This is a genomic window from Pseudomonas sp. GW101-3H06 (genome assembly GCF_059424605.1).
Window position 1 is genome coordinate 3,600,426 of the sequence record NZ_JBWKZO010000001.1, and the last position, 23,154, is coordinate 3,623,579.

The 23,154-nt window shown below is 60.0% G+C and carries 21 protein-coding genes and 1 tRNA gene; 9 read left to right on the plus strand and 13 right to left on the minus strand.

Going from position 1 to position 23,154, the window contains the following annotated elements; genetic code table 11:
• Positions 1-9: 9 nt before the first annotated feature.
• From AC07ZE_RS16355 to AC07ZE_RS16375, 5 genes are all read right to left on the minus strand, one after another.
• Complete coding sequence (locus tag AC07ZE_RS16355; RefSeq protein ID WP_207265711.1) at positions 10-3,108, minus strand: error-prone DNA polymerase; 3,099 nt, start codon at positions 3,106-3,108, stop codon at positions 10-12.
• A complete protein-coding gene (locus tag AC07ZE_RS16360; RefSeq protein WP_207265712.1) occupies positions 3,084-4,499 on the minus strand; it encodes a Y-family DNA polymerase in 1,416 nt (471 codons plus the stop codon). The genes AC07ZE_RS16355 and AC07ZE_RS16360 overlap by 25 nt, the downstream gene beginning before the upstream one ends.
• A gap of 7 nt (positions 4,500-4,506) precedes the next feature.
• Entirely contained in the window at positions 4,507-5,124 is a 618-nt protein-coding gene (gene imuA / locus AC07ZE_RS16365; protein WP_137805112.1) for a translesion DNA synthesis-associated protein ImuA, read from the minus strand.
• Positions 5,124-5,741, minus strand: coding sequence for a transcriptional repressor LexA (lexA, locus tag AC07ZE_RS16370; protein WP_207265713.1), 618 nt, complete (start codon positions 5,739-5,741; stop codon positions 5,124-5,126). The genes imuA and lexA overlap by 1 nt, the downstream gene beginning before the upstream one ends.
• Before the next feature lie 97 nt (positions 5,742-5,838).
• The gene (locus AC07ZE_RS16375) at positions 5,839-6,783 is read right to left on the minus strand and encodes a LysR family transcriptional regulator (RefSeq protein ID WP_207265714.1); all 945 of its coding nucleotides are present in this window, start codon (positions 6,781-6,783) and stop codon (positions 5,839-5,841) included.
• A 103-nt stretch (positions 6,784-6,886) separates the two neighbouring features.
• On the opposite strand from AC07ZE_RS16375, the gene AC07ZE_RS16380 reads away from it, so the two are divergent.
• Complete coding sequence (locus tag AC07ZE_RS16380; RefSeq protein WP_207265715.1) at positions 6,887-8,629, plus strand: amidohydrolase; 1,743 nt, start codon at positions 6,887-6,889, stop codon at positions 8,627-8,629.
• A gap of 119 nt (positions 8,630-8,748) precedes the next feature.
• The gene (locus AC07ZE_RS16385) at positions 8,749-9,486 is read left to right on the plus strand and encodes a TorF family putative porin (protein WP_207265716.1); all 738 of its coding nucleotides are present in this window, start codon (positions 8,749-8,751) and stop codon (positions 9,484-9,486) included.
• 106 nt (positions 9,487-9,592) lie between these two features.
• Here the strand turns inward: AC07ZE_RS16385 and AC07ZE_RS16390 are convergent, their stop codons facing one another.
• Entirely contained in the window at positions 9,593-10,561 is a 969-nt protein-coding gene (locus tag AC07ZE_RS16390) for a Gfo/Idh/MocA family protein (protein ID WP_207265717.1), read from the minus strand.
• 8 nt (positions 10,562-10,569) lie between these two features.
• On the minus strand, positions 10,570-11,457 hold the full coding sequence (locus AC07ZE_RS16395) for a Dyp-type peroxidase (protein WP_207265718.1): 888 nt from the start codon (positions 11,455-11,457) through the stop codon (positions 10,570-10,572).
• 302 nt (positions 11,458-11,759) lie between these two features.
• On the opposite strand from AC07ZE_RS16395, the gene AC07ZE_RS16400 reads away from it, so the two are divergent.
• The gene (locus AC07ZE_RS16400; RefSeq protein WP_207265719.1) at positions 11,760-13,385 is read left to right on the plus strand and encodes an NADP-dependent glyceraldehyde-3-phosphate dehydrogenase; all 1,626 of its coding nucleotides are present in this window, start codon (positions 11,760-11,762) and stop codon (positions 13,383-13,385) included.
• Between the two features lie 114 nt (positions 13,386-13,499).
• On the opposite strand, the gene AC07ZE_RS16405 is transcribed toward AC07ZE_RS16400, so the two are convergent.
• Entirely contained in the window at positions 13,500-14,393 is an 894-nt protein-coding gene (locus AC07ZE_RS16405) for a DMT family transporter (RefSeq protein ID WP_207265720.1), read from the minus strand.
• A gap of 137 nt (positions 14,394-14,530) precedes the next feature.
• On the opposite strand from AC07ZE_RS16405, the gene AC07ZE_RS16410 reads away from it, so the two are divergent.
• Positions 14,531-14,968, plus strand: a complete 438-nt coding sequence (locus AC07ZE_RS16410) for an Lrp/AsnC family transcriptional regulator (protein ID WP_207265721.1) — start codon at positions 14,531-14,533, stop codon at positions 14,966-14,968.
• 65 nt (positions 14,969-15,033) lie between these two features.
• Here AC07ZE_RS16410 and AC07ZE_RS16415 read toward each other — a convergent pair whose 3' ends face one another.
• Positions 15,034-15,705 carry a Bax inhibitor-1/YccA family protein gene (locus tag AC07ZE_RS16415; protein WP_137805121.1) on the minus strand — a complete coding sequence of 224 codons (672 nt, stop codon included), beginning with the start codon at positions 15,703-15,705 and terminating at the stop codon, positions 15,034-15,036.
• A gap of 123 nt (positions 15,706-15,828) precedes the next feature.
• Here AC07ZE_RS16415 and AC07ZE_RS16420 point away from each other — a divergent pair.
• Positions 15,829-15,916: transfer RNA gene (locus tag AC07ZE_RS16420), tRNA-Ser, on the plus strand.
• Between the two features lie 253 nt (positions 15,917-16,169).
• Here AC07ZE_RS16420 and AC07ZE_RS16425 read toward each other — a convergent pair.
• On the minus strand, positions 16,170-17,180 hold the full coding sequence (locus AC07ZE_RS16425; RefSeq protein WP_207265722.1) for a zinc-dependent alcohol dehydrogenase family protein: 1,011 nt from the start codon (positions 17,178-17,180) through the stop codon (positions 16,170-16,172).
• Positions 17,177-18,286, minus strand: coding sequence for an alkene reductase (locus AC07ZE_RS16430; RefSeq protein WP_207265723.1), 1,110 nt, complete (start codon positions 18,284-18,286; stop codon positions 17,177-17,179). The genes AC07ZE_RS16425 and AC07ZE_RS16430 overlap by 4 nt, the downstream gene beginning before the upstream one ends.
• A 111-nt stretch (positions 18,287-18,397) precedes the next feature.
• Here AC07ZE_RS16430 and AC07ZE_RS16435 point away from each other — a divergent pair, with 111 nt between their 5' ends.
• Complete coding sequence (locus tag AC07ZE_RS16435) at positions 18,398-19,318, plus strand: LysR family transcriptional regulator (protein ID WP_310650376.1); 921 nt, start codon at positions 18,398-18,400, stop codon at positions 19,316-19,318.
• Between the two features lie 183 nt (positions 19,319-19,501).
• Here the strand turns inward: AC07ZE_RS16435 and AC07ZE_RS16440 are convergent, their stop codons facing one another.
• Positions 19,502-20,050, minus strand: coding sequence for a cytochrome b (locus AC07ZE_RS16440; protein ID WP_207265725.1), 549 nt, complete (start codon positions 20,048-20,050; stop codon positions 19,502-19,504).
• A 271-nt stretch (positions 20,051-20,321) separates the two neighbouring features.
• Between AC07ZE_RS16440 and AC07ZE_RS16445 the strand changes: the two genes are divergently transcribed.
• The 3 genes from AC07ZE_RS16445 to AC07ZE_RS16455 all read left to right on the plus strand — a co-directional run bounded on the left by AC07ZE_RS16445 (position 20,322) and on the right by AC07ZE_RS16455 (position 22,359).
• Positions 20,322-20,723 (plus strand): GFA family protein, encoded by a 402-nt coding sequence (locus AC07ZE_RS16445; protein ID WP_207265726.1) that lies wholly within the window; start codon positions 20,322-20,324, stop codon positions 20,721-20,723.
• A 98-nt stretch (positions 20,724-20,821) separates the two neighbouring features.
• Positions 20,822-21,268, plus strand: coding sequence for a GNAT family N-acetyltransferase (locus AC07ZE_RS16450; protein ID WP_207265727.1), 447 nt, complete (start codon positions 20,822-20,824; stop codon positions 21,266-21,268).
• Positions 21,269-21,528: 260 nt separating this feature from the next.
• Positions 21,529-22,359: a type 1 glutamine amidotransferase domain-containing protein gene (locus AC07ZE_RS16455; RefSeq protein ID WP_310650377.1), complete on the plus strand. Its 831-nt coding sequence runs from the start codon at positions 21,529-21,531 to the stop codon at positions 22,357-22,359.
• 238 nt (positions 22,360-22,597) lie between these two features.
• Here the strand turns inward: AC07ZE_RS16455 and AC07ZE_RS16460 are convergent, their stop codons facing one another.
• Positions 22,598-22,828, minus strand: coding sequence for a hypothetical protein (locus tag AC07ZE_RS16460; RefSeq protein WP_259331960.1), 231 nt, complete (start codon positions 22,826-22,828; stop codon positions 22,598-22,600).
• Positions 22,829-23,154 lie beyond the last annotated feature (326 nt).

Here is a 23,154-nt window from a genome sequence, read left to right on the forward strand (position 1 = left end):
TTGCGGGGGTCAATGAAAATCCCGGCTGCGCACGGTGATGCCGTCCAGCAGTGGGCTCAAATCACTCAAGCGCCCGGCAATCAGATGCCGCACCTCGCCCTCCCTTTCCCAACGCCCATCAACCTTGAGCAACTGCGAGCCGACCAGCACCTTGCGTTGCCGCTCGGCCAGGTCGCGCCAGACCACCACGTTGACGTTGCCGAATTCGTCTTCCAGAGTGACGAAGGTCACGCCACTGGCGGTGGCCGGCCGTTGCCGACCGGTAACCAGCCCGGCGATGCTCACCGGCCGGCCATGTTCGACGTCCAGCAGTTCCTTCGAGCTGCGGCAACGCCGGGCTTTCAATTCACCGCGCAGCAAGGCCAGCGGATGCGGCCCGAGAGTGGTGCCGAGACTGTTGTAATCGGCCTGCAAGTCCTCGCCGACCGTGGGTTTGGGCAGCGCCACCGCCCCCTCCTCCTGGCTGGGCAAACCTGCGAACAGACCGAGCTGTTTCTGCACCCCCGCCACTTCCCAGCGCGCCCGATGGCGATCACCGGCCAGACCGCGCAACGCACCGGCATCGGCCAGTTGCTCCTGGGCTCGGGCATCGAGTCGCGCTCGCTCGCCAAGGTCGGCGATGTCGGCAAAGGCGCCCCTGGACCGCGCCGCTTCGATACGCCGGGCATCGTCCTCGCGAAAACCCTTGATCATCCGCAAGCCCATGCGAATTGCCGGTTGTGCGCCGGCAATCGGTTCCAGGCTGCAATCCCAGTCGCTGGCCCGCACGTCCACCGGGCGGATCTGCAAATGATGGCGCCGTGCGTCCTGCAGGATCTGGTCCGGGCTGTAGAAGCCCATGGGCCAACTGTTGATCAGCGCACAGGCAAAGGCGGCCGGTTCGTGGCATTTCAACCAGCAACTGGCGTAGGTCAGCAAGGCAAAACTGGCGGCGTGGGATTCGGGAAAACCGTAACTGCCGAACCCCTTGATCTGTTCGAAGATCTGCGCGGCGAATTCGGCGGTGTAGCCGTTTTTCTTCATGCCGGCGGCCAGCCGATCCTTGTGCGGTTCGAGCCCGCCATGACGTTTCCAGGCTGCCATGGAGCGGCGCAACTGATCGGCTTCGCCGGGGCTGTAGTCAGCGGCGACGATGGCGATCTGCATCACCTGCTCCTGGAACAGGGGGACGCCCAGGGTGCGTTCCAGCACCACTTTGAGTTCCGGCGACGGATAAACCTCGGGTTCTTCCTTGTTTCGCCGCCGCAGGTACGGATGGACCATGCCCCCCTGAATCGGTCCCGGCCGCACAATCGCGACTTCGATCACCAGGTCGTAGAAATTCACCGGCTTGAGCCTGGGCAGCATCGACATCTGCGCGCGAGATTCGATCTGGAACACGCCGATGGTGTCGGCGCGGCCGATCATTTCGTAAGTGGCCGCGTCTTCGGACGGGATCGTCGCCAGGCTCAGGTCCAGGTGACGATGCCTGCGCAACAGGTCGAGGCAGCGACGGATGGCGCTGAGCATGCCCAAGGCGAGAATATCGACCTTGAGCAGGCCGACTGCATCGAGGTCGTCCTTGTCCCACTGAATGATGGTGCGCTCGGCCATGGCCGCGTTTTCCACCGGCACCAGGCTGTCCAGGGGTTGCTCGGAAATCACGAAGCCACCGGGGTGCTGGGACAGGTGCCGGGGGAAACCGATCAATTGCCCCGTGAGGCTGAGCACCCGGCGCAGCACCGGGCTTTCAGGGTCGAATCCGCCCTCGAGCAAACGCTCCACGGGCGGGGTTTCGTCGCTCCAGTGACCGCAACAATCGGCCAACGCATTGATCTGGTCCGGCGGCAGGCCCAGCGCCTTGGCCACGTCGCGCACTGCGCCGGCCGCATGATAGGTGCTGACCACGGCGGTCAGCGCAGCCCGGGCCCGGCCATAACGCTGAAACACGTACTGCAAGACTTCCTCGCGCCGTTCATGTTCGAAATCGACGTCGATGTCCGGCGGCTCGTTGCGCTCTTTGGAGAGAAAACGCTCGAACAGCAGCGTGGTGCGATCCGGATCGATTTCAGTGATGCCCAGGGCAAAACACACCGCCGAGTTGGCCGCAGAGCCGCGTCCCTGGCAAAGAATCTGTTGTTCACGGGCGAAGCGGACGATGTCGTGGACCGTCAGGAAGTAGCTTTCGTAGCCCAGCTCGGCGATCAGCTCCAGTTCCTTGTCGATCTGCTTGAGGACCTTGGCTTGCGGACCTTTCGGCCAGCGCCAGGCAATGCCCTGTTCGGTCAAATGACGCAGCCAGGAGGTGGCCGAGTGCCCGTCAGGCACCAGCTCCCGGGGATACTGATAACGCAACTGGCCGAGGTCGAACGTGCAGCGCCGGGCAATGACCTGCGTTTCTTCGAGCAAGGCCGGCGGATAGAGTTCGCGCAGGATGTCGAGACTGCGCAGATGCCGTTCGCCGTTGGGGTGCAGGCGCAACCCGGCATCGGCTACCGGCAGGTGATGACGGATCGCAGTCATGGTGTCCTGCAAGGCACGGCGCCCTCGGGCGTGCATGTGCACATCGCCGCTCGCCACGGCGGGAATCCGCAGTTCCCTGGCCAGGGTCAGCAGATCGCCCAAGCGTCGGGTGTCGTCCTGACCGCGATGCAACTGCACCGCCAGCCACAGGCCCTCGGCAAAAACCTGTTTCAGCCAGCGACCCTGCTCGAAGTCATCCACCGCGTCCGGCACCCACAACGCCAGCAGCCCCGGCAGTGGCTCGCTGAAGTCATCCCGCAGGATTTGGTACTGACCTTTCTGCGTACGGCGGCGGGCGCGGGTAATCAGTCGGCACAGGGTCTGGTAACCCTCGAGGTTCTCCACCAGCAGCACCAGTTTCGGGCCGCTCTCGATGCGGATTTCGCTGCCGATGATCAATGGCAGTTCAACGGACTTCGCCGCTTGCCAGGCGCGGACGATACCGGCCAGGGTGCATTCATCGGTGATCGCCAGTGCCTGGTAGCCCTGCTTTTTTGCCCGTTGAAACAGTTCAAGGGCACTGGAGGCACCGCGCTGGAAACTGAAGCTCGACAGGCAGTGCAGTTCGGCATACCCGGCGCTCATGCGAACCACCCTTGCAGCCACAGCGGCCCGTCCTCACCGACCGCTCGATACGCCCAGCCTTGCTGGCCGGCACGGGTTTCGATCAGGTAATAATCACGACGCACGTCGTCGCCGTCCCACCAACCGGACTCGATGCGCTCCGGTCCCATGAGGATGCGCGCGGAGCCTTGGTGCACCGCCAGCGGTTCAGTGAGCAGCCAACCGGGGCGCCTCACGGTCGGGAAGCGCGCGCCGGGCTGACTGTCAGCACTGGCCTGCCATGCGCATTCGGGTCGGTGATCGGCCTGAAAACGCAGGCCGTGCACGGCATCATCCCCCAGCCGTGCACGCAGGCGTTCGCGCAGTTGCTCCCAGGGCAAGGACTGCTGCGGGCGGTCGTCGAACAGTTCCTGAAACTGCGGCACGAAGGTCGGCAGGTCTTCGGCGCACAGGCGAAACCCACGCACCGGCGCCTCGACCTGAACCTGCTCCAGCCGCCCCCGGGCCAGTTCGAAGAGCATCGCCGGGTCGCGCTCGGCACTGAGCAGGCCGACCTTGACCAGGGTGTCCGGCAGCCCCGCATGTTCCAGGTGCAGGTCGAAGCGCTGCACACCGCTATCCCGTCCACACAGGAACGCCGACAGATCGCCGGTCAGGCGGCGTAACGGAAACAGCAGGGCCTGATGGGATTGCACATCGAAATTGAGCTCGATGCGCACATCGAAGCGATCCGGCGGCAGATAGAACGCCAGCGCCAGCCGCCGCAACCCGCGCAAGGTGTCCAGATGCTTGAGCACCTGGGCCTCGAAACGCCGGGCCAGGCTCTGCCGAGGCAACGCCTGCACCTGACTCAAGGTGCGCAAGCCCATGCGCGACAACGCCGTGGCCACGCTGGCCTCCAGACCGATGCGGTCGACGGGCAATTGCCCCAGGTGATGCTGCAAGGCTTGCTCGTCGGGCACCACCAGGCCGTCATAAGCGTTGGCCAGCATCCGCGCCGCCACCGGGTTGGGCGCGGCGACAATGCGGTGACGAAAGCCCAGCTCGCCGAGTTCCCTGCGCAAGCGCGCCTCCAATTGTGGCCAGGCACCGAACAGGCCCAGGCTGGATTCGATTTCAAACACCAGCGCCCGCGGGTAATGCACGCTGACTTGCGAACTGAACCGATAGGCCCAGGCAGCCAGAAACTGCTGCCAGTGCTCGATGTCGGCGACATCGTACTCGGCCGTGGCGAAGCTCTTGCTCAAGGCCTGGGCGGCGCTCATGGACTGACCGGGACGCAGGCCAAGGGCTCGCGCGGGGCCGTTGACCGCTTGCAGCACCCGGCGCTGGGCCGGGCCAGTCAGCAGCGCCAGCGGCTCATCGGGATCGGCGCGCTGACGCAGTACCGCGTCCAGCGCCAGTTGCGGGAACAAAATGCAGACCCAGCGCATGGCAACCTCAATGCCCCACGGGGAAGGCAATCGGCGCCGAGCGGGCCAGACCGCCCCGGCACTTGAGCACGCGCAATTGCGCAGGCCTGGCATCGATGGCGATGCGCAGGGCCGCTGGCGAGGGGTTGACCGCTTCGCTGAGCGAGCGATAGGCGAAGGCCAGGGTCTGGCCGGTTTCCGCCGCCACCTGCAAACGGCGCAAGGCGCGGTCGTCGGCCTTGTGCGGCCAGCACAGCACCGCACCGCAACTGCCCGAACGCAGGCATTGTTCCGCCGCCCACAACGCGTCGCGCTCGCTGGCCTGGATGATCGACAATTGGCGCAGATCGACCCCGGCGTTCTGCCAGGCCTGGGGGTACGGCACGTAAGGCGGTGCCACCAGCACAATGCGTTCGCCCGCCGCCGACAGCCGCGCCAGCGCCGGCCACACCAGTTGCAACTCGCCCACGCCCTGCCCGGCCAGAAGGATCTCGGTCAATGCCGCTTCCGGCCAGCCACCCGTGGGCAGCGCCGCATCCAGCGCGGCATGGCCGGTGGGTTGCGGGCTGGCGGCCGGCGGCGCAGGCCGGCCCTTCCAGACCTGGCCGCCATTGAACAGCGTATCCAGCGCGACGACGGCCCCCATCAGCCTTGCCTCACCAGACCGCAGAACACCCCTTCGATGGCCAGGTCCCGGTCGGCCTCGACGATGATCGGCTGATAGGCCGGGTTGCGCGGCAACAGGCGCACCCGGTCGCCGACCCGCTCAAAACGCTTGATGGTGACTTCGCCGTCGAGCCGCGCCACGACGATCTGGCCGTTGAGCGCCTCGGGGTTGCGGTGCACGCCCACCAGGTCCCCGTCGAGAATGCCGTCCTCGATCATCGAGTCGCCGCGAACCCGCAGCATGTAGTCCGGCGTGCGGGAGAACATCGCCGGGTCGAGCAGCAATCGGCTATGGACTTCGGCATCGGCCCCGATCGGCGCACCCGCCGCCACCCGACCGAGTACCGGGATGTCCAGCAGCTCGGGGCGCGGGGGTTGCCCGAGCAATCGAATGCCCCGGGCCTGGTGCGGGTTGACTTCGATAAACCCGGCTTCGGTGAGCGCCAGCACATGCTTGCGCGCCACGCTGCGGGAGGCAAAACCGAACGCCTCGCTGATCTCGGCGAGGCTCGGGGACTGACCGTGCTCGGCGATACGCTCGCGGATGAAGGTCAGGATGGCGGTACGGCGGGGAGTTAATGTCGTCATGGAGTACATTTGTACTCTTTTGCGATTTTTCTTACAAGTACCGCTGACGCTGTGTGTAGGAGCTGTGCAGAATCCGCGGGCAACCTGAATCACTTGTGGGAGCGGGTCACGCGCCTGTACGCAAACCCGTGGCCAAACCCAAACCCCGGGACGCCAGAAACCCTTCGATGTAATCGATAAATGCCTGCACCTTGGCCGTGGCCCGACGATGGCTGGGGTACACCGCCAGGATGTAAGGACCAAAGGTGTCCGGGTCGATGTCATAGTCGGCCATCACCCGCACCAGTCGCCCGTCGGCCAGATACGGCGCGGCACTCCACAACGGAGTGTGCAGCAAGCCGCGCCCGGCCAACGCATTGGCCAACAGCAAATCGTAATTGTCGCTGCGCAAGCGTGGCGACCGGGGCTGAGGCAAACTCAGGCGCTGGCCGTCGCGCTCGGCCCACCAGAACTCGCGGCTGAGCAACGGATGGCGGTACAGCAACCATTCGTGCTCATCGAGGGTCTGCGGGGTGACCGGCAGCCCCTTGCGCGCGAGGTACTCGGGACTGCCACACAGCGCCAGGCGATTGCTGCCGACCACACGGGCGATCAGCCCCGGCAAGTCGTCATGGCCTTCGCGCAAGGCCAGGTCGTAGCCGCTTTCCAACAGATTGACGAAGTCATCGCACAGGTCCACTTGCAGGTTGATCTGCGGGTATAGCTCAAGAAAGCCGCCACACACCTGATCGAGAAATGCCTGCCCATAGGCCAGCGGCGCGGTGATTTTCAAGCTGCCGCGCAGACCGTGTTGCAACTGCTCGATTTCCTCGCCGGCCTCGTCCAGCCGCTGCAAGACCTGACGTGCGGTATCCAGATAGAGCCGCCCCGCTTCCGTCAACGAAATCCGCCGGGTACTGCGCTCGAACAAACGCGTACCCAGTTCCGCCTCCAGGTGATTGACCGCTTTGGTCAGGGCCGACGGTGTTTTCCCCAATTGTTCGGCAGCGCGACTGAAACTGCCCAGTTGCGCCGTGACCACGAACATTTTCAGCGCACCCAACTTGTCCATATTTTTTCCATTCAGGCAAAAACGTTTTTCATGAGCGAGGCGTTCTGCCGGGCGCAGCAAGCCACTAATCTGGCCATCAGACGCAATAACAAGGAAACATTCAATGAAAAGATTCATCCCGAATCTATTGATGGCTGCCGTGAGTTTTGCCTCGCTGGAAGCCATGGCGGCGGCTGATCTGGTGGTTTTCAATGGCAAGATCTTCACCGCAGACCGCAGCCATCCCCAGGTTCAGGCCTTGGCGGTGCAGGACGGCAAAGTGTTGCAGGTCGGCAGCGATGCACAGATCAAGGCGTTGATCGAGGCCGGAACCCGGGTCATCGACCTGGGCGGCAAGACCCTGATGCCCGGCTTGATCGACAGCCACTCTCACGCCATTTTCGGTGGCCTGGAAAGGGTCTCGGCGAACATGGAAGACGAGGTGGTCGACCTCAATGAGCTGGAAAAACGCTTGCGTGCCTGGCGTGACGATGGCAAGGCCCGGCACGGCGATGTACTCAGCGTGGCCGGCATGAGCTCGGCCTACTGGGCGCAATCCGAAGCCTTGGGCAAGACATTCAACAGCGGTGAATGGGCCAGCGTGCCCGTCGTCTTCACCGGCAGCGACCACCACACGGCTTGGGCCAACGACGTGATGCTCAAGCGCGCCGGTGTCGATGCCGCGCTGATCAAGTCTTTGCCGGCGGCTGAAGACGGCACCATTGGCAAGCTGAAGGACGGCAATCCCAACGGGTTTCTGGTGGACGCCGGTTGGGACCGGGTTGCCTCGAAAATGCCGGCACCGAGCGCCGCCGACATGCTCAAGGCAGCGCAAACCGCGGTGAGCTACAACAACAGCCTCGGCATCACCGCGTGGATGGACCCCGCCACCAACGCCGCGCCGGGTGAGCCGGTGTTCGCCCTCAAGCCCACGGAGAAAACCGTCGGCGTGCTGCCGGTGTACAAGGCACTTTCGCAAAGCGGCGGCATGACCGCCCACGTCGCCGCGCTGCTGGTGGCCAATCCGAAAAGCGTACCGGCCGATCTCGATACGCTCGACAAAGTCCGACAGCAGTTTCAGGACGTCCCCAACCTGACCTTGCCGGGCATCAAGATCTTCGCCGACGGCGTGATCGAATACCCGGCGCAGAGTGCAGCGATGATCGACCCTTACAGCAACTCGCACAAACAGGGCGAACTGTTGATCGATCCGAAGCGTTTTGGCGAATTGGTCAGCGCCATCGATCAACGGGGCTGGCGGGTGCACATTCATGCCATCGGCGACCGAGCGGTGCGCGAGTCATTGAACGGTATCGAACAGGCGCGCAAGGACCGCCAGAGCGGCGTCACCCACTCCATCACCCACCTGCAGATGGTCAACCCGAAAGAATTCGCCCGCTTCAAGCCGCTCGACGTCATCGCCTCGATGCAATTGCTCTGGGCCAGCGCCGACGACTACACCACGGACATGATCAAACCTTACGTCAGCGCCCTGGCCTTCCGTTACCAGTACCCGGCGCACTCGCTGCTCAAGCAGGGCGCGACCATCGCCGGGGCCAGCGACTGGCCGGTGTCCTCGCCCAACCCGTGGAATGCCATGGCCCAGGCCATCACCCGTGACGGTCCGCTGGGGGTGCTCAACGCCGATGAACGTCTTGACCGCGAAACCATGTTCTACGCCTACACCCTTAATGCCGCCCGGACCATTGGCCTGGACCAACAGATCGGCTCGTTGAGTGCCGGCAAGCAAGCGGATTTCATCGTGCTCGACCGTGACGTGTTCAGCGTCGACAACAAGGCCCTGCACGATACCCAAGTGCTGCAGACCTGGTTCGCCGGTCGCCAGGTCTACGCCGCTACCCTCTAAGAAAAATCCACCCATCCGCCGCCCTGCCTCGCGTTTCGACACGAGGCCCGGCGCAGCTTTGCCTGCCGTACTTCCACAACAGCCCTGCCCATAACAATCACAATAACGGGAAACACCCCATGAAAGCCTCCATCCTGCTCGCCCTCGGGACCTTGAGCTTGCTGCCCTTGAGCAGCCAGGCCGTACCCTTGAACGATGACTTCGCCCTACTGCTCGACGTGACCCTGGCCAGCGACTATCGCACCCGCGGCATCTCCCAGACCCAAAATGACCCGGCCCTGCAAGGCGGCATGACCCTGGCACACAGCAGTGGCCTGTACCTGGGCGCCTGGAGTTCCAACGTCAACTATGGCGGCGGCCTGAAAACCCGCCAGGAAATCGACTACTACGCCGGTTGGCTGTGGCAGGCCACTGACGAGGTCAGTCTTGATGCCGGCTATCTCAAATACACATACCCGAGGGAGAGCCAGTTCAACCAGAGTGAGGTCTACGGCATTCTCAGCGTCCATGGCGTAAAACTCGCAGCCTACTACTCCGCCGATGCACCGGGCATCGACAGCAAGCAGAATTCGCTCTACAGCTATGTCGGTTACGAGACCGAATTGCCCCACGACATTGGCTTGAAACTGCGCTACGGCATGATGGATTTCAAGGACCCGCACCTGTATTCGCGTTCGGGCAAGGCCGAGGATTCGTACCGCGAATGGGAAGTCAAGCTGACCCATGAACTGGCCGGTGTGATGCTGGGGCTGAGTTACATCGACACCGATCTGTCGAAGAGCCAGTGCACCAGCAACTGGGGGTTTGATGATGTGTGCAGTGCGACTGTGGTGGCGAGTGCCAGCAAGTCTTTCTGACCACCACTAACACCCTGTGGAACGAGCCTGCTCGCGAAAGCGGCAGCACATTCGACATTAATTTGTCTGACACACCGCTTTCGCGAGCAGGCTCACTCCCACAGGTTTAGTGGCGCTTGAGGATCTGGTCCATGACCCAATCGGTTTTCAGCGCCTCTGCGGCCAGCGCCGGATGCCGGGCTTCGCCACGAATATGAGCATTCATGCCCAACACGTGATGCCACTGGATATGCTCATGATGCTCGATGGTCAGGCTGAGATGCTCATCGGTCTCAAGCTCTACCGGCTGTTCGTCGAACACCGAAAAGCGGATCCGGCCTTTGCTGCCGATCACCTCGACCCGATCCTCACGCCGATCCGCCACGAAGTTCCAGCAGCCCATGCCCAGCGCTCCCCCGGCAAACCGCCAGCTGGCGCTGACGGCATCCTCGGCGGCATACAAACCCGCCTGCCGCGCCGTGAACCCGGTGACCTCTACGATATCGCCCAGCAGGTACTGGAACAGGTCGAAGCCATGGCTGGCGAGGTCAGCGAAATAACCGCCGCCGGCAATCGAAGGATCGGTGCGCCAGTTATCCGTACCGCCAAGATCGGCCGGCGACGGGGCTTTGGTCAACGTCCAGCTCAGGTGCCGAACCTCGCCGATGCGCCCGTCCTCCAGCCACTGCCGCACCTGCTGGAAGCGCGGCAACGAACGCCGGTAGTAAGAAACAAACAGGTGCAGGCCGGCATCGGCAAAAACCTTTTGCATCTCACGGCTTTGCCCGGCGTTCAGCGCCATCGGTTTTTCGACACAGCAATGCTTGCCCACGGCGGCCACCTTCAGGGCGTAAGCGTGATGGCTGTCGGGGGGCGTGGCAATGTACACCGCGTCGACTTCGGGATCGTTGATCAACCCATCAACGTCGGTGTAGATCCGGACGATGCCGTGACGCGCGGCGTAATCGCTGACCGCTTCCAGACGCCGCCCCATCACCGCCACCAGCGCCGAACCGGGTGCCTTGTAAAAGGCCGGTCCGCTCTTGCGCTCGGCAACGCTGCCGCAACCGATCATGCCCCAACGCACCACGTTCATCGTCATGCTCAGCCGATGCGCAAGGCGCGCAGATCCAGGCGGCCGTCTTTCAGTGGCGGGCACCAGTAGTAGCCACCCGTGATCGGCCGGCTGATACGGTACAGACCGTCGGTGATGCCATCTTCCAGACCGCTCATGCGTCGCAGCTGGACTTCGAAGGCGTCGAGGGAGAAACCGAAGGCCAGGAACATCAGGCCGGCGCGATCGTCTTCGATCCATGGCATCGAACGGCGGACCACGAATGCCTCAGGGGCGAAGCTTTCCTGGGCGGTACGTTTGACGTGGGCAGAGATCGGCGCGTCATCGAGTTCCTCGTTGTCGCTCAAGCGCCGGCCCATGATGTCGTCCGTTTCGTGGGACGGCATTGCGTGGAAACGCTTGAGATCATGCTGCCACTGCTGGATCGCGGCGAAGCTGCCGCCAACCGTGCCTTCAGCGCCCTCGCCCACCAGCGCCGCAGCCGCGGCCGCTTCGTCGCGAGGGTTCTCGGTGCCATCTTCGTAGCCGGTCAGGTCATGGCCGTCGCGGTGGCGGAAACCTTCGGTCACCTGCACCAGGCGCAGGGCCGGCGCCAATGCGGCGGCAAAAACGTGGCTGCGATTGAGCAATTCGCCACGGTCGGTACCGTGCAACCAGCACCACAGCGCGTGTTGGGTCGACGGGTTATCCACGCCCACGCCGCTCATCGCCGGGAACGCGCGCAGCCCTTCTATGTTGCCGTCCAGGGCCTTGACCAGGGACTCACCAAAACCGATCACAGCCGACGTGCCGTCCACCAGGTGCACCAACTTGTCGAGCGCGGCCGGCAGATCGGCAGCGGATTCGAGGGCGAAGAACATATGGCGGGCGTGAGGCGGAACAGGGGTGGCGAGAATGCCCGGCTGGTAGTGACTCATGTGAACTCCTTTAGAAAGAACGCGAAGTTTAACCGCAGCACCCGTCGTTGTGTGGACTGAGGTCAAAAGTCGCGTTTCAAGAAGCGCGCAAAGCAGTCTACGCTTGTGACACAAGATCCAGACCCTCAACCCCTCTATTCTGCCCATTGCCGCTGGTTTGACTCACTGTAGGAGCGAGCTCGCTCGCGAAAAACTCATTAACGCCACGGTGCACCTGATTTTACGCGTTATCGTTCACGACCTTCGCGAGCAGGCTCGCTCCCACAGAGGGCCTGCCTCGCCAACTCACACGGGGTAGCGACATGAGCACAGCAGATCTGCTTGGCAACCTGTTTCCCGAGGCCACCAGCATTCCGGAAAAATACCGCCTGGGCGGCCAGATCGAACAACGTGAATACCTGGTCGACGGCGCCCTGAAAACCTGGCCGGGCGCCCTCGCCACAGTGCGCAGCCCGGTGTACCTGAGCACCGCATCGGGTGACGAACAGGTCATCCTCGGCAGCACGCCGCTGCTGGATGCCGACACCGCACTGACCGCCCTCGACGCGGCGGTCCGTGCCTACGATCGCGGCCAGGGTCTGTGGCCGACCATGCGCGTGGCCGAGCGCATCCAGCATGTCGAAACCTTCCTGGGGCGCATGCGTGAACAGCGCGAGGCCGTCGTCAAGCTGCTGATGTGGGAAATCGGCAAAAACCTAAAGGACTCGGAAAAAGAATTCGACCGCACCTGCGACTACATCGTCGACACCATCAACGCCCTGAAAGAGCTTGACCGCCGTTCCAGCCGCTTCGAACTGGAGCAGGACACCCTCGGCCAGATCCGCCGCGTACCGATGGGCGTGGCGTTGTGCATGGGGCCTTACAACTATCCGTTGAATGAGACCTTCACCACGTTGATTCCGGCGTTGATCATGGGCAACACCGTGGTGTTCAAACCGGCCAAGCTCGGCGTGCTGCTGATTCGCCCGCTGCTGGAAGCGTTCCGCGACAGCTTCCCGGCCGGGGTGATCAACGTGATCTACGGCAGCGGTCGCGAGACCGTCAGCGCACTGATGGCCAGCGGCAAGGTCGATATCTTTGCGTTTATCGGCACCAACAAGGCCGCCAGTGACTTGAAGAAACTGCATCCGCGCCCTCACCGCCTGCGCGCGGCGCTGGGGCTGGACGCGAAGAACCCTGGCATCGTCCTGCCGGAGGTGGATCTGGATAATGCCGTGAACGAAGCGCTCACCGGCGCCCTGTCGTTCAACGGCCAGCGCTGCACCGCGCTTAAAATCCTTTTCGTCCACGAAGACGTGGTCGATGCCTTTATCGAGAAATTCAACGCCAAACTGGCCTCGCTAAAACCCGGCATGCCATGGGACAGCGGCGTGGCCCTGACGCCCCTGCCGGAGTCGAGCAAGGTCGATTACCTGCACGCGCTGGTGGCCGATGCCATCGGTAAAGGCGCGAAAGTGGTGAACCCCCATGGCGGCGAGGCCCGCGCATCGTTCTTCTACCCGGCGGTGCTGTACCCGGTGACGCCACAGATGCGCGTCTACCAGGAAGAACAGTTTGGCCCGGTGGTGCCGATCGTGCCGTACCGTCATCTGGACACGGTGATCGATTACGTTCTGGAGTCGGACTTCGGCCAGCAATTGAGCATCTTCGGCACCAATCCGGTCGCTGTCGGCCGCCTGGTGGACACCTTCGCCAACCAGGTCGGGCGCATCAATCTCAATGCCCAGTGCCAGCGCGGCCCGGACACCTACCCATTCAATGGCCGCAAAAATTCCGCCGAGGGAACATTGTCGGTGCATGACGCGTTGCGGGTGTTTTCGATCCGTACGTTGGTGGCGACCAAGTTTCAGGAGACCAACAAGGACCTCATCAGCGAGATCATCAGCGGACGCAGTTCGAGCTTTTTGACCACTGATTACATTTTCTGAGGAGCTCGAACCTCAGCACCACCCTGCCATCGCTGCTGCGCCGGTACTGCGTCCATAGCTGGACCGGACCGGCGCTATCGTCTGCACTGCGTCGCACTGGAACATCCAAGCGGTTTACGGGGTAACCGTACGCCGAAACTTCAAACTCCAACCCTGCTGCATGCCGGCGGCGGCCAGCAGAATCGCGGCAACCCCGATCCATTGCAGCGGTTCCAGGCGATGGCCGAAGGCAAACCAGTCGACGAAGATCGCCGCGATCGGATAGATGAACGACAGTGCGCCGGTCAGTGCCGTCGGCAGTTTCTGGATCGCGCCGTACAGCAGCACGTACATCACGCCGGTGTGCACGATACCCAGGGTGACCAGGCTGCCCCAGGCGCTTGCCTCCTGCGGCAGGGCCGAGAAGTGCGCGAATGGTGCGAGCAGCAACACACCGGTGCTGACCTGAACCAACGCGATCAGATGCGGCGGCGTACCGGTCAGGCGCTTGATGATCAACGCGGCGATCGCGTAGAGAAACGCAGCACCCAAAGCCAGAACGATACCTATCAGATACTCGTTACCGCTCTCGCCCTCCCCGCCATGTGCACTGACGATGGCCAGCATTCCGAGAAACGAAACACCCAGCCATGCCAGCTTCTGCAGCGTAATTTTCTCGTTGAGGAAGACCGCGGCCAGGCCCACCAGCATGAACGGTTGCACGTTGTACACCGCGGTGCCGATGGCAATCGAGGCGCGGGAATAGGAAGCGGTTAACAACACCCAGTTGCCGACGATCGCCACGCCGCTGAGCACCGCCAACAGGAACGTGGTGCGGGTCAGGATACCGGGGCGCAGGAAGCCGAATGCCGCGCAAATCAATAGCAGCGCACCGGCCCCGAACAGGCAGCGCCAGAACACCACGTCCAGCACCGGTTGCCCGGACACCAGCACAAACCAGCCGATGGTCCCGGAGATCAGCATGGCGGCGGTCATTTCGAACGAGCCGCGACGTATTGTTTTGTCCATTTCCAGACTCCTCTGTGAGTGGGCAAAGTATGCCAATCGGCCGAGGCGATTCTCCAGCGCAAAAATCAGGCTAAACTCGGAATCTGCCTTTTTTATAAAGGTGGTTTCGAATAATTGCCTAATTGAGGTTTTTCGCCATGACCGATGACATCGACCAAGTGCTGATCAGCGCATTGATGGAAGACTCGCGACGCTCGCTCAAGGCCCTGGCACACCTCAGCGGCCTGTCCTCACCCAGCGTGGCCGAACGCCTGCGTCGCCTCGAAGAACGTGGCGTGCTCAAGGGTTACACCGTTGAAATCGACCCGAAATGCTTTGGTTATCAACTCCAGGCCATCGTACGCGTTCGCCCGTTGCCGGGTCAGTTGCAGGAAGTCGAACGGCAGATCATGGCCATTCCCGAATTCACCGAGTGCGACAAGGTGACCGGAGACGACTGCTTCATCGCACGCCTGCACGTGCGCTCGATGGAACAACTGGACACCCTGCTCGATCGCCTCAACACCCACGCCGAAACCAACACCGCAATCGTCAAGAAAACCCCGGTCAAACGCCGGCTGCCGCCGATGGCGTAGTTTCCTCATCAAATCGCAGACAAGAAAAAACCCGCCGAAGCGGGTTTTTTGCTTAACGCTGACAATCAGTCATCACGGCTCATGATGCCGAACAGCTGCAACAGGCTGACGAACAGGTTGTAGATCGATACATACAGGCTGATGGTCGCCATGATGTAGTTACGCTCGCCGCCGTGAATGATGGCGCTGGTCTGGAACAGAATGCAGACCGAGGAGAACAGCACGAAACCTGCGCTGATCGCCAGTTGCAGACCGCTGATCTGGAAGAAGAAGCTGGCAACCACTGCACCCAGCAACACGAAGAAACCCGCAGTGATGAAGCCACTGAGGAAGCTCATGTCCTTGCGGGAGATCAGCACGTAGGCCGACAGACCACCGAACACCAGTGCCGTCATGGCAAAGGCCGAGCTGACCACTTCAGCGCCGCCCTGCATGCCCAGGTAACGGTTGAGGATCGGGCCGAGCAGGAAACCCATGAAACCGGTCAGGGCAAATGCCGACACCAGGCCCCAGGCGGAATCACGGAGTTTGTTGGTGAGGAAGAAAAGGCCATAAAAGCCGATCAGCACCACGAAAATGTTCGGGTAGCCGACACGCATCTGCTGGGCAACATAGGCCATCACACCGCTGAAGGCGAGCGTCAGTGCCAGCAAGCCGTATGTGTTGCGCAGGACGCGGCTAACCTCTAGCTGCTCAGCCTGCAAGCTGTTATTAACTGCGTAATCCTGTTCGCGCATGGCGACACTCCTGTTGGTTTGTAACGTTCAGTCGCAAAGATCATAACAGACGCTCTGTAACAAGCTATGCAGAGAGTTTGACAGTGTGTTTCATTCAGGTATTATGGCGCCCGCAACGCAAACGGAGGTGTGGCCGAGTGGTTTAAGGCAACGGTCTTGAAAACCGTCGACTGTAACAGGTCCATGAGTTCGAATCCCATCGCCTCCGCCATCTTCATACGACAAAGCCCTGATTATTCAGGGCTTTGTCGTTTCTGAGGTTTGAGATTTCTGCTTCGAGCTTTGCGGATCGTTTCCGCATCTTTTCGGTCATTTCCGCAACCCTGCCCCTTCGACGCTGGTGCGTCCCCCTTAAATTTAGTTGATTCGACCTCGATACTCAGGGGATATGGCCGTCTTCATAGGCAGGTTTCGGCCAGAGGCGGTCACTGATAAGCGACGGCTTCCGGCCGACCATCTCCACATCAGAAGGTGATTACGATCTTTCCAAACTCTGGCCCCTTGAGTTGCTGGGCGAAGGCATCCCTGGCATTGCCAAAGTGAAAGCGGTGTCCTATCAGCGGGTGGATTTCTTTTCGTTCTATGAAGGTATTCATCTCCTCGAACAATTGCCGTGAACCGACACGCACGCCGCGTACAGTGACTGTACCGCCAAGAATAAGCATTGGGTCAATCTTCCCGATCGGATTAATCAAGCCAACCAAATGCACCGTACCGTCACGCCGAGTGGCGAGTATGGAGCGTTCCAGCGTTTCAGGACCAACGGTTTCGATTACGTGATCAACACCTTTCCCGTCGGTCAGCTCGCGTGCTTTTTTAGACCAGTCCGGATCGCCTTGATAATTGATCAAATGATCTGCCCCGGCTGCAGCGGCGCGAGCCAGCTTGGTGTCGCTGGAAGACGTGACAATGGTTCGGGCGCCAAGCGCTTTGGCAAATTGCAAGGCAAACAGGGCCACGCCGCCGGTGCCCAGAATCAGCACTGTTTGCGCAGGACGAATCTCTCGCACGGCATTCCAGGCTGTCACCGCAGCGCAAGGCAGCGTGGCACCTTCTTCGTAAGACAAATTCCGGGGCAGTGCCACCAATCCTTCCTGATTGAATACTCGATATTCCGTCAGCGTGCCGTCAATTCCATGACCAAGCGTCGTGCTCGAATGTGCGGCGTGATCGCCCAAGGGGCCATACAGCCAGTCCTGCACAAAGTTACCTGCCACGCTATCGCCCACTGCGAAACGATTTACCCGTTCACCCACCGCTACGACTTCGCCAGCACCGTCGGATAGCGGCACGGTGGGGCGAGGCAACTGAATACCCTGTGCGCCAGCCAGGTAGAAACTGTCCTTGTAGTTGAGTGATGCGGCGCGCATCCGGACCAATACTTCATACGAACCGATGGTGGGCACGGTCTCGGTAAACAGTTGAAGCGATTCCAGGCTTGGCGCGGTCAGCCGATAAGTTTGAGACGTCTTCATGCTTGAACCTCTTCGGCGTCTTGTTCGGCCAGAGTTGGGTAGTCGGTATAACCTTGCGATCCGTGTGAATAAAACGTCGCGAAGTCGGCGCTATTCAAAGGGGCTCCGGCTTGCAAACGATTGACCAGATCCGGATTGGCCAGGAATGGCCGGCCGAAGGCAAGAAAATCGGCGTCACCTCTTTCCAGTGCGCTTACAGCACTGGCTTGGTCGAAACCGCCTGCCAATACGAGCGGACCTTTGAAAGCGTTGCGCATGGCGTCACGCAGGCCGACGGGCAGCGGCGGCAACCCCATCGACTCGAAGTTCACCAGGTGCAGGTACATGAGGCCGAAGTTGGAAAGTTGCCGAGCGAGCTCGACATATTGCGCGTCCATTTCAGCAAAGTTGAATGCACCGTTCGCTCCACTGTGGGGCATGAAGCGGATGCCTACACGCGCTGCGCCGATTGCGGCCACCACCGCCTGGACTACTTCCAGAATGAAACGGTTGCGCGCGGACGAACTGGCGCCGTATGCATCAGTGCGTTGATTGATGGTTGCATTGAAAAAGGCATCAAGCAGATAACCGCCGCCGGCATGCAGCTCCACACCGTCAAAACCGGCTTCAATGGCGAGGCTCGCGGCGCGCGCAAATTCCGCGATGGCCAGCTGAATGTCGCTGACACTCATTGCGCGTGGCGTGGAGGGGACCTGCATGCCATGTGCGTCAGTATGGATGTCACCGGGCGCGTGCTCCGCGCCAGGGCCAAGCACTTCTGCACCGATGGGCAAATTGGCGACATGCGCCATACGGCCGGCGTGCATTAGCTGAAGCACGATCTTGCCCCCCTTGGCATGCACAGCGCTGGTGACCTGCTTCCAGCCTTGCACATGGGCGCTATTGAATAAGGCTGGCATCCGCGTGTAGCCCAGGCCGTTCGGTGAGGGGGAGGTGCCTTCAGCGATGATCAGTCCCGCGGCTGCGCGCTGCGAGTAATACTCGGCCATCAACGCGTTGGGGGTGTTGGCTTCAGTTGCCCGGCTGCGTGTCATCGGCGCCATGATGATGCGGTTCTTCAAAGACAGTTCGCCGAGCCGCGCCGGTTGATGCAGAGAGAGGGTCATTACAGGCTTCCTGTGTAAAAGGTGCGCGCAATGGTAGGTCGGGAGTTACTATGGAAAAAGATGAAGTAATGACATGTACTCGTGCATTTTTGGGATAATTGATCTTTGGACTTGAATGACATTGCCCTGTTCGTTCACGTGGTACGTGCGGGTAGCTTTGCAGAGGCCGGGCGACGGTTGGGTATTCCGCCCAGCACTGGCAGCCGTCGTCTGCAAGCGCTGGAACGTAGCGTCGGCGTACGCTTGCTGCAGCGCTCAACGCGCCGTTTGGCACTGACAGATGCCGGCCAGGCCTTTTTTGCACAGTGTGCAGAGCAGATCGATGCACTGAACCAGTCTGCCCAGGATCTGATAGACAGCAGCAAACAACCGAGCGGCCGTGTTCGCGTGGCAGCCGGCGTGGACTTCTTGAACTGGTTTCCCATGGAGTCGATTGCCGACTTCATGGCCAGACATCCCGCCGTGCGAGTGGAGTTTGTGCTGAGCGATGCTCGCGCAGACTTGCTTGCTGACGGGATTGATGTCGCCGTCAGGTCCGGAAAAATGGTGGAGCCAATGCTGGTGGCAAAGGAAATCGGCTGGATTGAGTGGCGTATGGTTGCCAGCCCTGACTACTTGTCCACCCATGGAACACCGATCAGTCCGCAGGATCTGACCCGACATGAATGCATCACGCTGCCGTCGATGGGCAGCACTCCGGTCACATGGCGGTTGCGTGGTCCGGATGGCACGGTCGAAGTGCCCGTCAACAGCCGCTTTCAGGTGAACACGCAGCAGGCTCAGTTAGGTGCTGCGCTGGCGAATCTGGGTATAGCGCTGGTGCCATCTCTGACCACGCTGGCCTATCTGAAGCGAGGCGAATTGCAAGAGGTTTTGCCCGGATATAGCCATGCGGCAGGCGTCTATTTTGTATTTCCCAGCAGGCGGCACATTCCCCGGGCTGTTAGTGCGTTTACGGAATATGCCAGTACTGTCCTGTTTGAGCGGGGCATGGTTATACCTTCTCGGCATCAACGTTCGCAGAGTTATTGATGGTTCTTTACCGGGAAATGATCGCTCAGCCAATGGGGCGTAGCGCTGGAGGACAAGAAATCCAAGATCTGCTTTTGGTGGCTTTTTGGTTGTGAGGACCGGCAGTAATCGGCCAGAACCAGTCGCTTGAGAGGGGATAAAAATCTGGCCTCTATTCGCTGTGACTCTATTCCTTGGACTCGCTTACGAGTTAGGACCAGGCAGCATGCTTTTCAACACCTCATCTTTTTCAACGAAGTGATGCGTGAGCGCCACGAGGGCGTGTCCTCCCACCAAGGCTCCGCATAGCCAAGCAACATAGGTATGAATCGATTTTGCCAAGTCATAAAGCGATTGGTCAGGACCGACCATAGGCGGTAACTGAAAAAGCCCGGCCACGAGGATGGGTTTATCTGCCACAGAGCTCCAATACCAGCCAGAGAGTGGCAGGCCGATTAGCGCAATTGCGTAAAGCATCAAATGACCAAAGAAAGCCCCCCGCTTCATTAACGGGCTCATCGCCGCGGGCAATGCCGGCGCGGGGTGAGTAAGCCGCCATGCGATACGCACGACGATCAAAAACAGCAGCGTACTCGCCATCGCTTTGTGCAGGAATGTCAGCTCATGATGCGCATTGAACTCATCACGCCAGTGAGTGGCCAGAATTCCAATGAACCAGGCACCGATCCAGAGCAACGCCATCCCCCAATGCAGCCACTTTGCAGTACTGGTGTAACTCTCTGCTTTTGCCATCCCGTTAGCCTTTTCAGTTCAATCGTGGATGGATTATTGCCTCGATAACCTATCGAAAAAAAATGATAATTACTGCTTATAAACATCGAACAGCTCGATACACTCCACACAGAAGCCCCCGGCTGCCAAGCTTTCCCACCTTCAAAAGAGAGGGTAAGCAATGGGTCGTTTCTGCCCGTGGCGACAGGCAGAAACCGGCCAGGAGCGGACGTTCGACTGATCAGATTCAGGTGATTAAGCTGGTGCCTTTTCCAGCGACAGGGACAAACGCATGACAGAGATCTACCAGGGAAGCTGCCTTTGCTCAGCAATCTGTTATGAGCTACTGACTACGCCAAAAGCAGTGAGTCATTGTCACTGTAGTCAATGCCGTAAAGGTCACGGTGCAGCATTCGCTTCGTATGGTAGCGTGCCCCGTAGCGCATTACGGATACTCAACGGCGCCGGGCACATCACTAAGTATTCTTCTTCAGATTCTGTGCAACGCGAGTTCTGCGCGCAGTGTGGTTCGACTTTGTTCTGGTCACGTTTTCAAGGTGAATTTTCCGATTGGGTTTCGATAGCACTGGGCACACTCGACACCCCCTTCACGCCTCAGAAGCAAAAACATGTTTATGTCGCCTCCAGAGTTCACTGGTATACGCCATCCAACTCATCGCCTCAGATCGATTGACCGCAATGGGTCGATAACTGCCACTTGCATCTCTCATAGAGTGCACACGAAGATCCTCGACCAGCCAAAACGGTTACACACCGAATCAAGGAGGATGCATGAAACAAGTCGAGATTCATCAGATCACGCACCTGCCGCCACAGATTCTAATCTTGGAAAAAGAGGCAGTTGGAGAGGGTTTCAGGTTTCTCACTCGGCTGATTGCCGACTGGCACTCCGGAGCGAATCGTTTCGATGCACCCGGAGAATGCCTTATGGCGGCGTATTTCAACCAGCAGCTGATAGGCATCGGAGGCCTTTCAGTTGATCCATATGGCGAGACTAATACGGCAAGGCTGCGACGCGTTTACGTCGCAGCTTCTTCAAGGGGGCAACACGTGGGTCAAACGCTAGTAAAAGCGCTAGTTGCACATGCCATTCTTCGCTTTCAGAACGTGCGTCTTTCCACCGATACGTCCGAAGGAAATGCGTTTTACCTGCACTGCGGTTTCATGCGAACAGAGGATGTCCATGCTACTCATATCATGCTGCTAGGCGACACCTGATTCAGTCTATCGGCCAACAGCAACCTGTCTGGAACGTCTGCAATGGGTCGATAGCTGTCTCCTGTGACCGACTGCTTTTGACCGAACGCGGTCGTTCGTGAGCGGCAGTTATCGGCCAATAATCGGGCCAAGAACTTCAGGGACAGCTGTGCCAACCATTGATTACTCAATGTAATAAGTGAAAATCAATTCAGGGACTCTATCGCGTTTTGTTCTAGTAATAAGATGGCTCCATCAAACCATTGCTACTGGAGAATCGCGTGAAAAAAACCATGATTGCCGCCCTGCTTGCCGCTGCCGCTAACTATGCCAACGCCGGCACGGTATTGGTTGTACTGTCCGATCAGGCTCAACTGGACCTGAAAGACGGCAAGGTCATGCAAACAGGTTTCTTCCTCAACGAATTAATGCAACCGGTGCAGACCTTCATCGCGGCGGGTCAAACCGTCGTATTTGCCACCCCGAGCGGCAAGGCGCCAACTGCAGACCAGAAATCCAATGATGTGAGCTTCTGGGGCGGCGATGAAAAGGCCCGCCAGGAAAGTCTCGCGCTGCTGGACACGCTGAAGCTGACCTCGAAGAGCAACTCGCCAGCAATCAGCTTTGCGCAAGTTCAGAAAATCGGCTACGACAAGTTCGATGCCGTATTCGTGCCTGGCGGCCATATTCCGATGCAGGATCTGCTGAAGGACAAGCAACTGGGTCAACTGCTGACCAACTTCCATGAAAAAGGCAAGGTCACCGGCTTTACCTGCCATGGCACCATAGCCATGTTGTCGGCGATCCCGGACGCGCACGGTTTTGTCTCCGCGCTGGAATCGGGTAAACAGCCGGCAGCGCCAGCCAATTGGATTTACAAGGGCTACAAAGTCACCGCCTTCACCGACGCGGAAGAGGAGCAGGCTAAAGGGTTCCTCGGCGGCGGCCATATGAAGCTGTTCCCGCAAGATGGCCTGACGGCAGCCGGTGCCAACTTCTCCGAAGCCAAGCCATGGAGCGAGAACGTGATCGAAGACCGCGAAGTCATTTCCGGCCAGAACCCACAGTCGGCCAAGGCAGTCGCCGTGGCCATGGTGGCGAAACTGAAGTAATCCTGGGCGACCATTGCGGGCAAGCCGGGCCGTAGGCGCTGCGGGCCACTCCCTTGCGGAGTTGAGTACAACCCAACCTATTGAAATATAATGATTAATCCACTGGATTAAAAATCCGTCGACTGTATCAAGTCCATGAGTTCAAATCCCATCGCCACTGCCATCTAAATACGACAAAGCCCTGATTATTCAGGGCTTTGTCGTTTCCGGGGTTCGCGATTGAAAGACGCTGCAGGTGTCAGTCGTCTCTGTCGTCACGATCACGATAACGGCGGTGATCGCGATCATAATCGCGACGATCGTATCGACGGTCATAACCCTGATCGTCGTCATCTCTCTGGTCATATCCGCGGCGATGATCATGATCGTGGTATCGGCCGTGCCTTTCTCCGTCATCCCAGTGATGGCCACAGCCTCCCAGCAAGAGAGTGCTTGAAATGGCCAGGATCATCATGACTGCGCGATTCATTTGAGTGTCCTAAAGGTCGGGGGCATGAAACGGTGTGGTTGCTCGGCAATGTCATTCGAACAACGTAACCGTGGGTATGACCATTTAGTAACTCAATGATTCCTTTGGGAAATACAGAGAAGCGAGCAATCAAACCGACAAGAACTGCGCCCTTGATCGTTCGATAACGTCCAGGGCCCTACTCTCCAGCGTTTGGGCTGCATCCGAAAAGTCCTCATGGCCAGAGTGCCCAGAGTTACGCACAGATGCAGGGATGCGACCCACCGATATGCGTGCACAAACTGACAAATCCAACATTTTGCAGGGTCCCGCCCGGCATTTCGCAC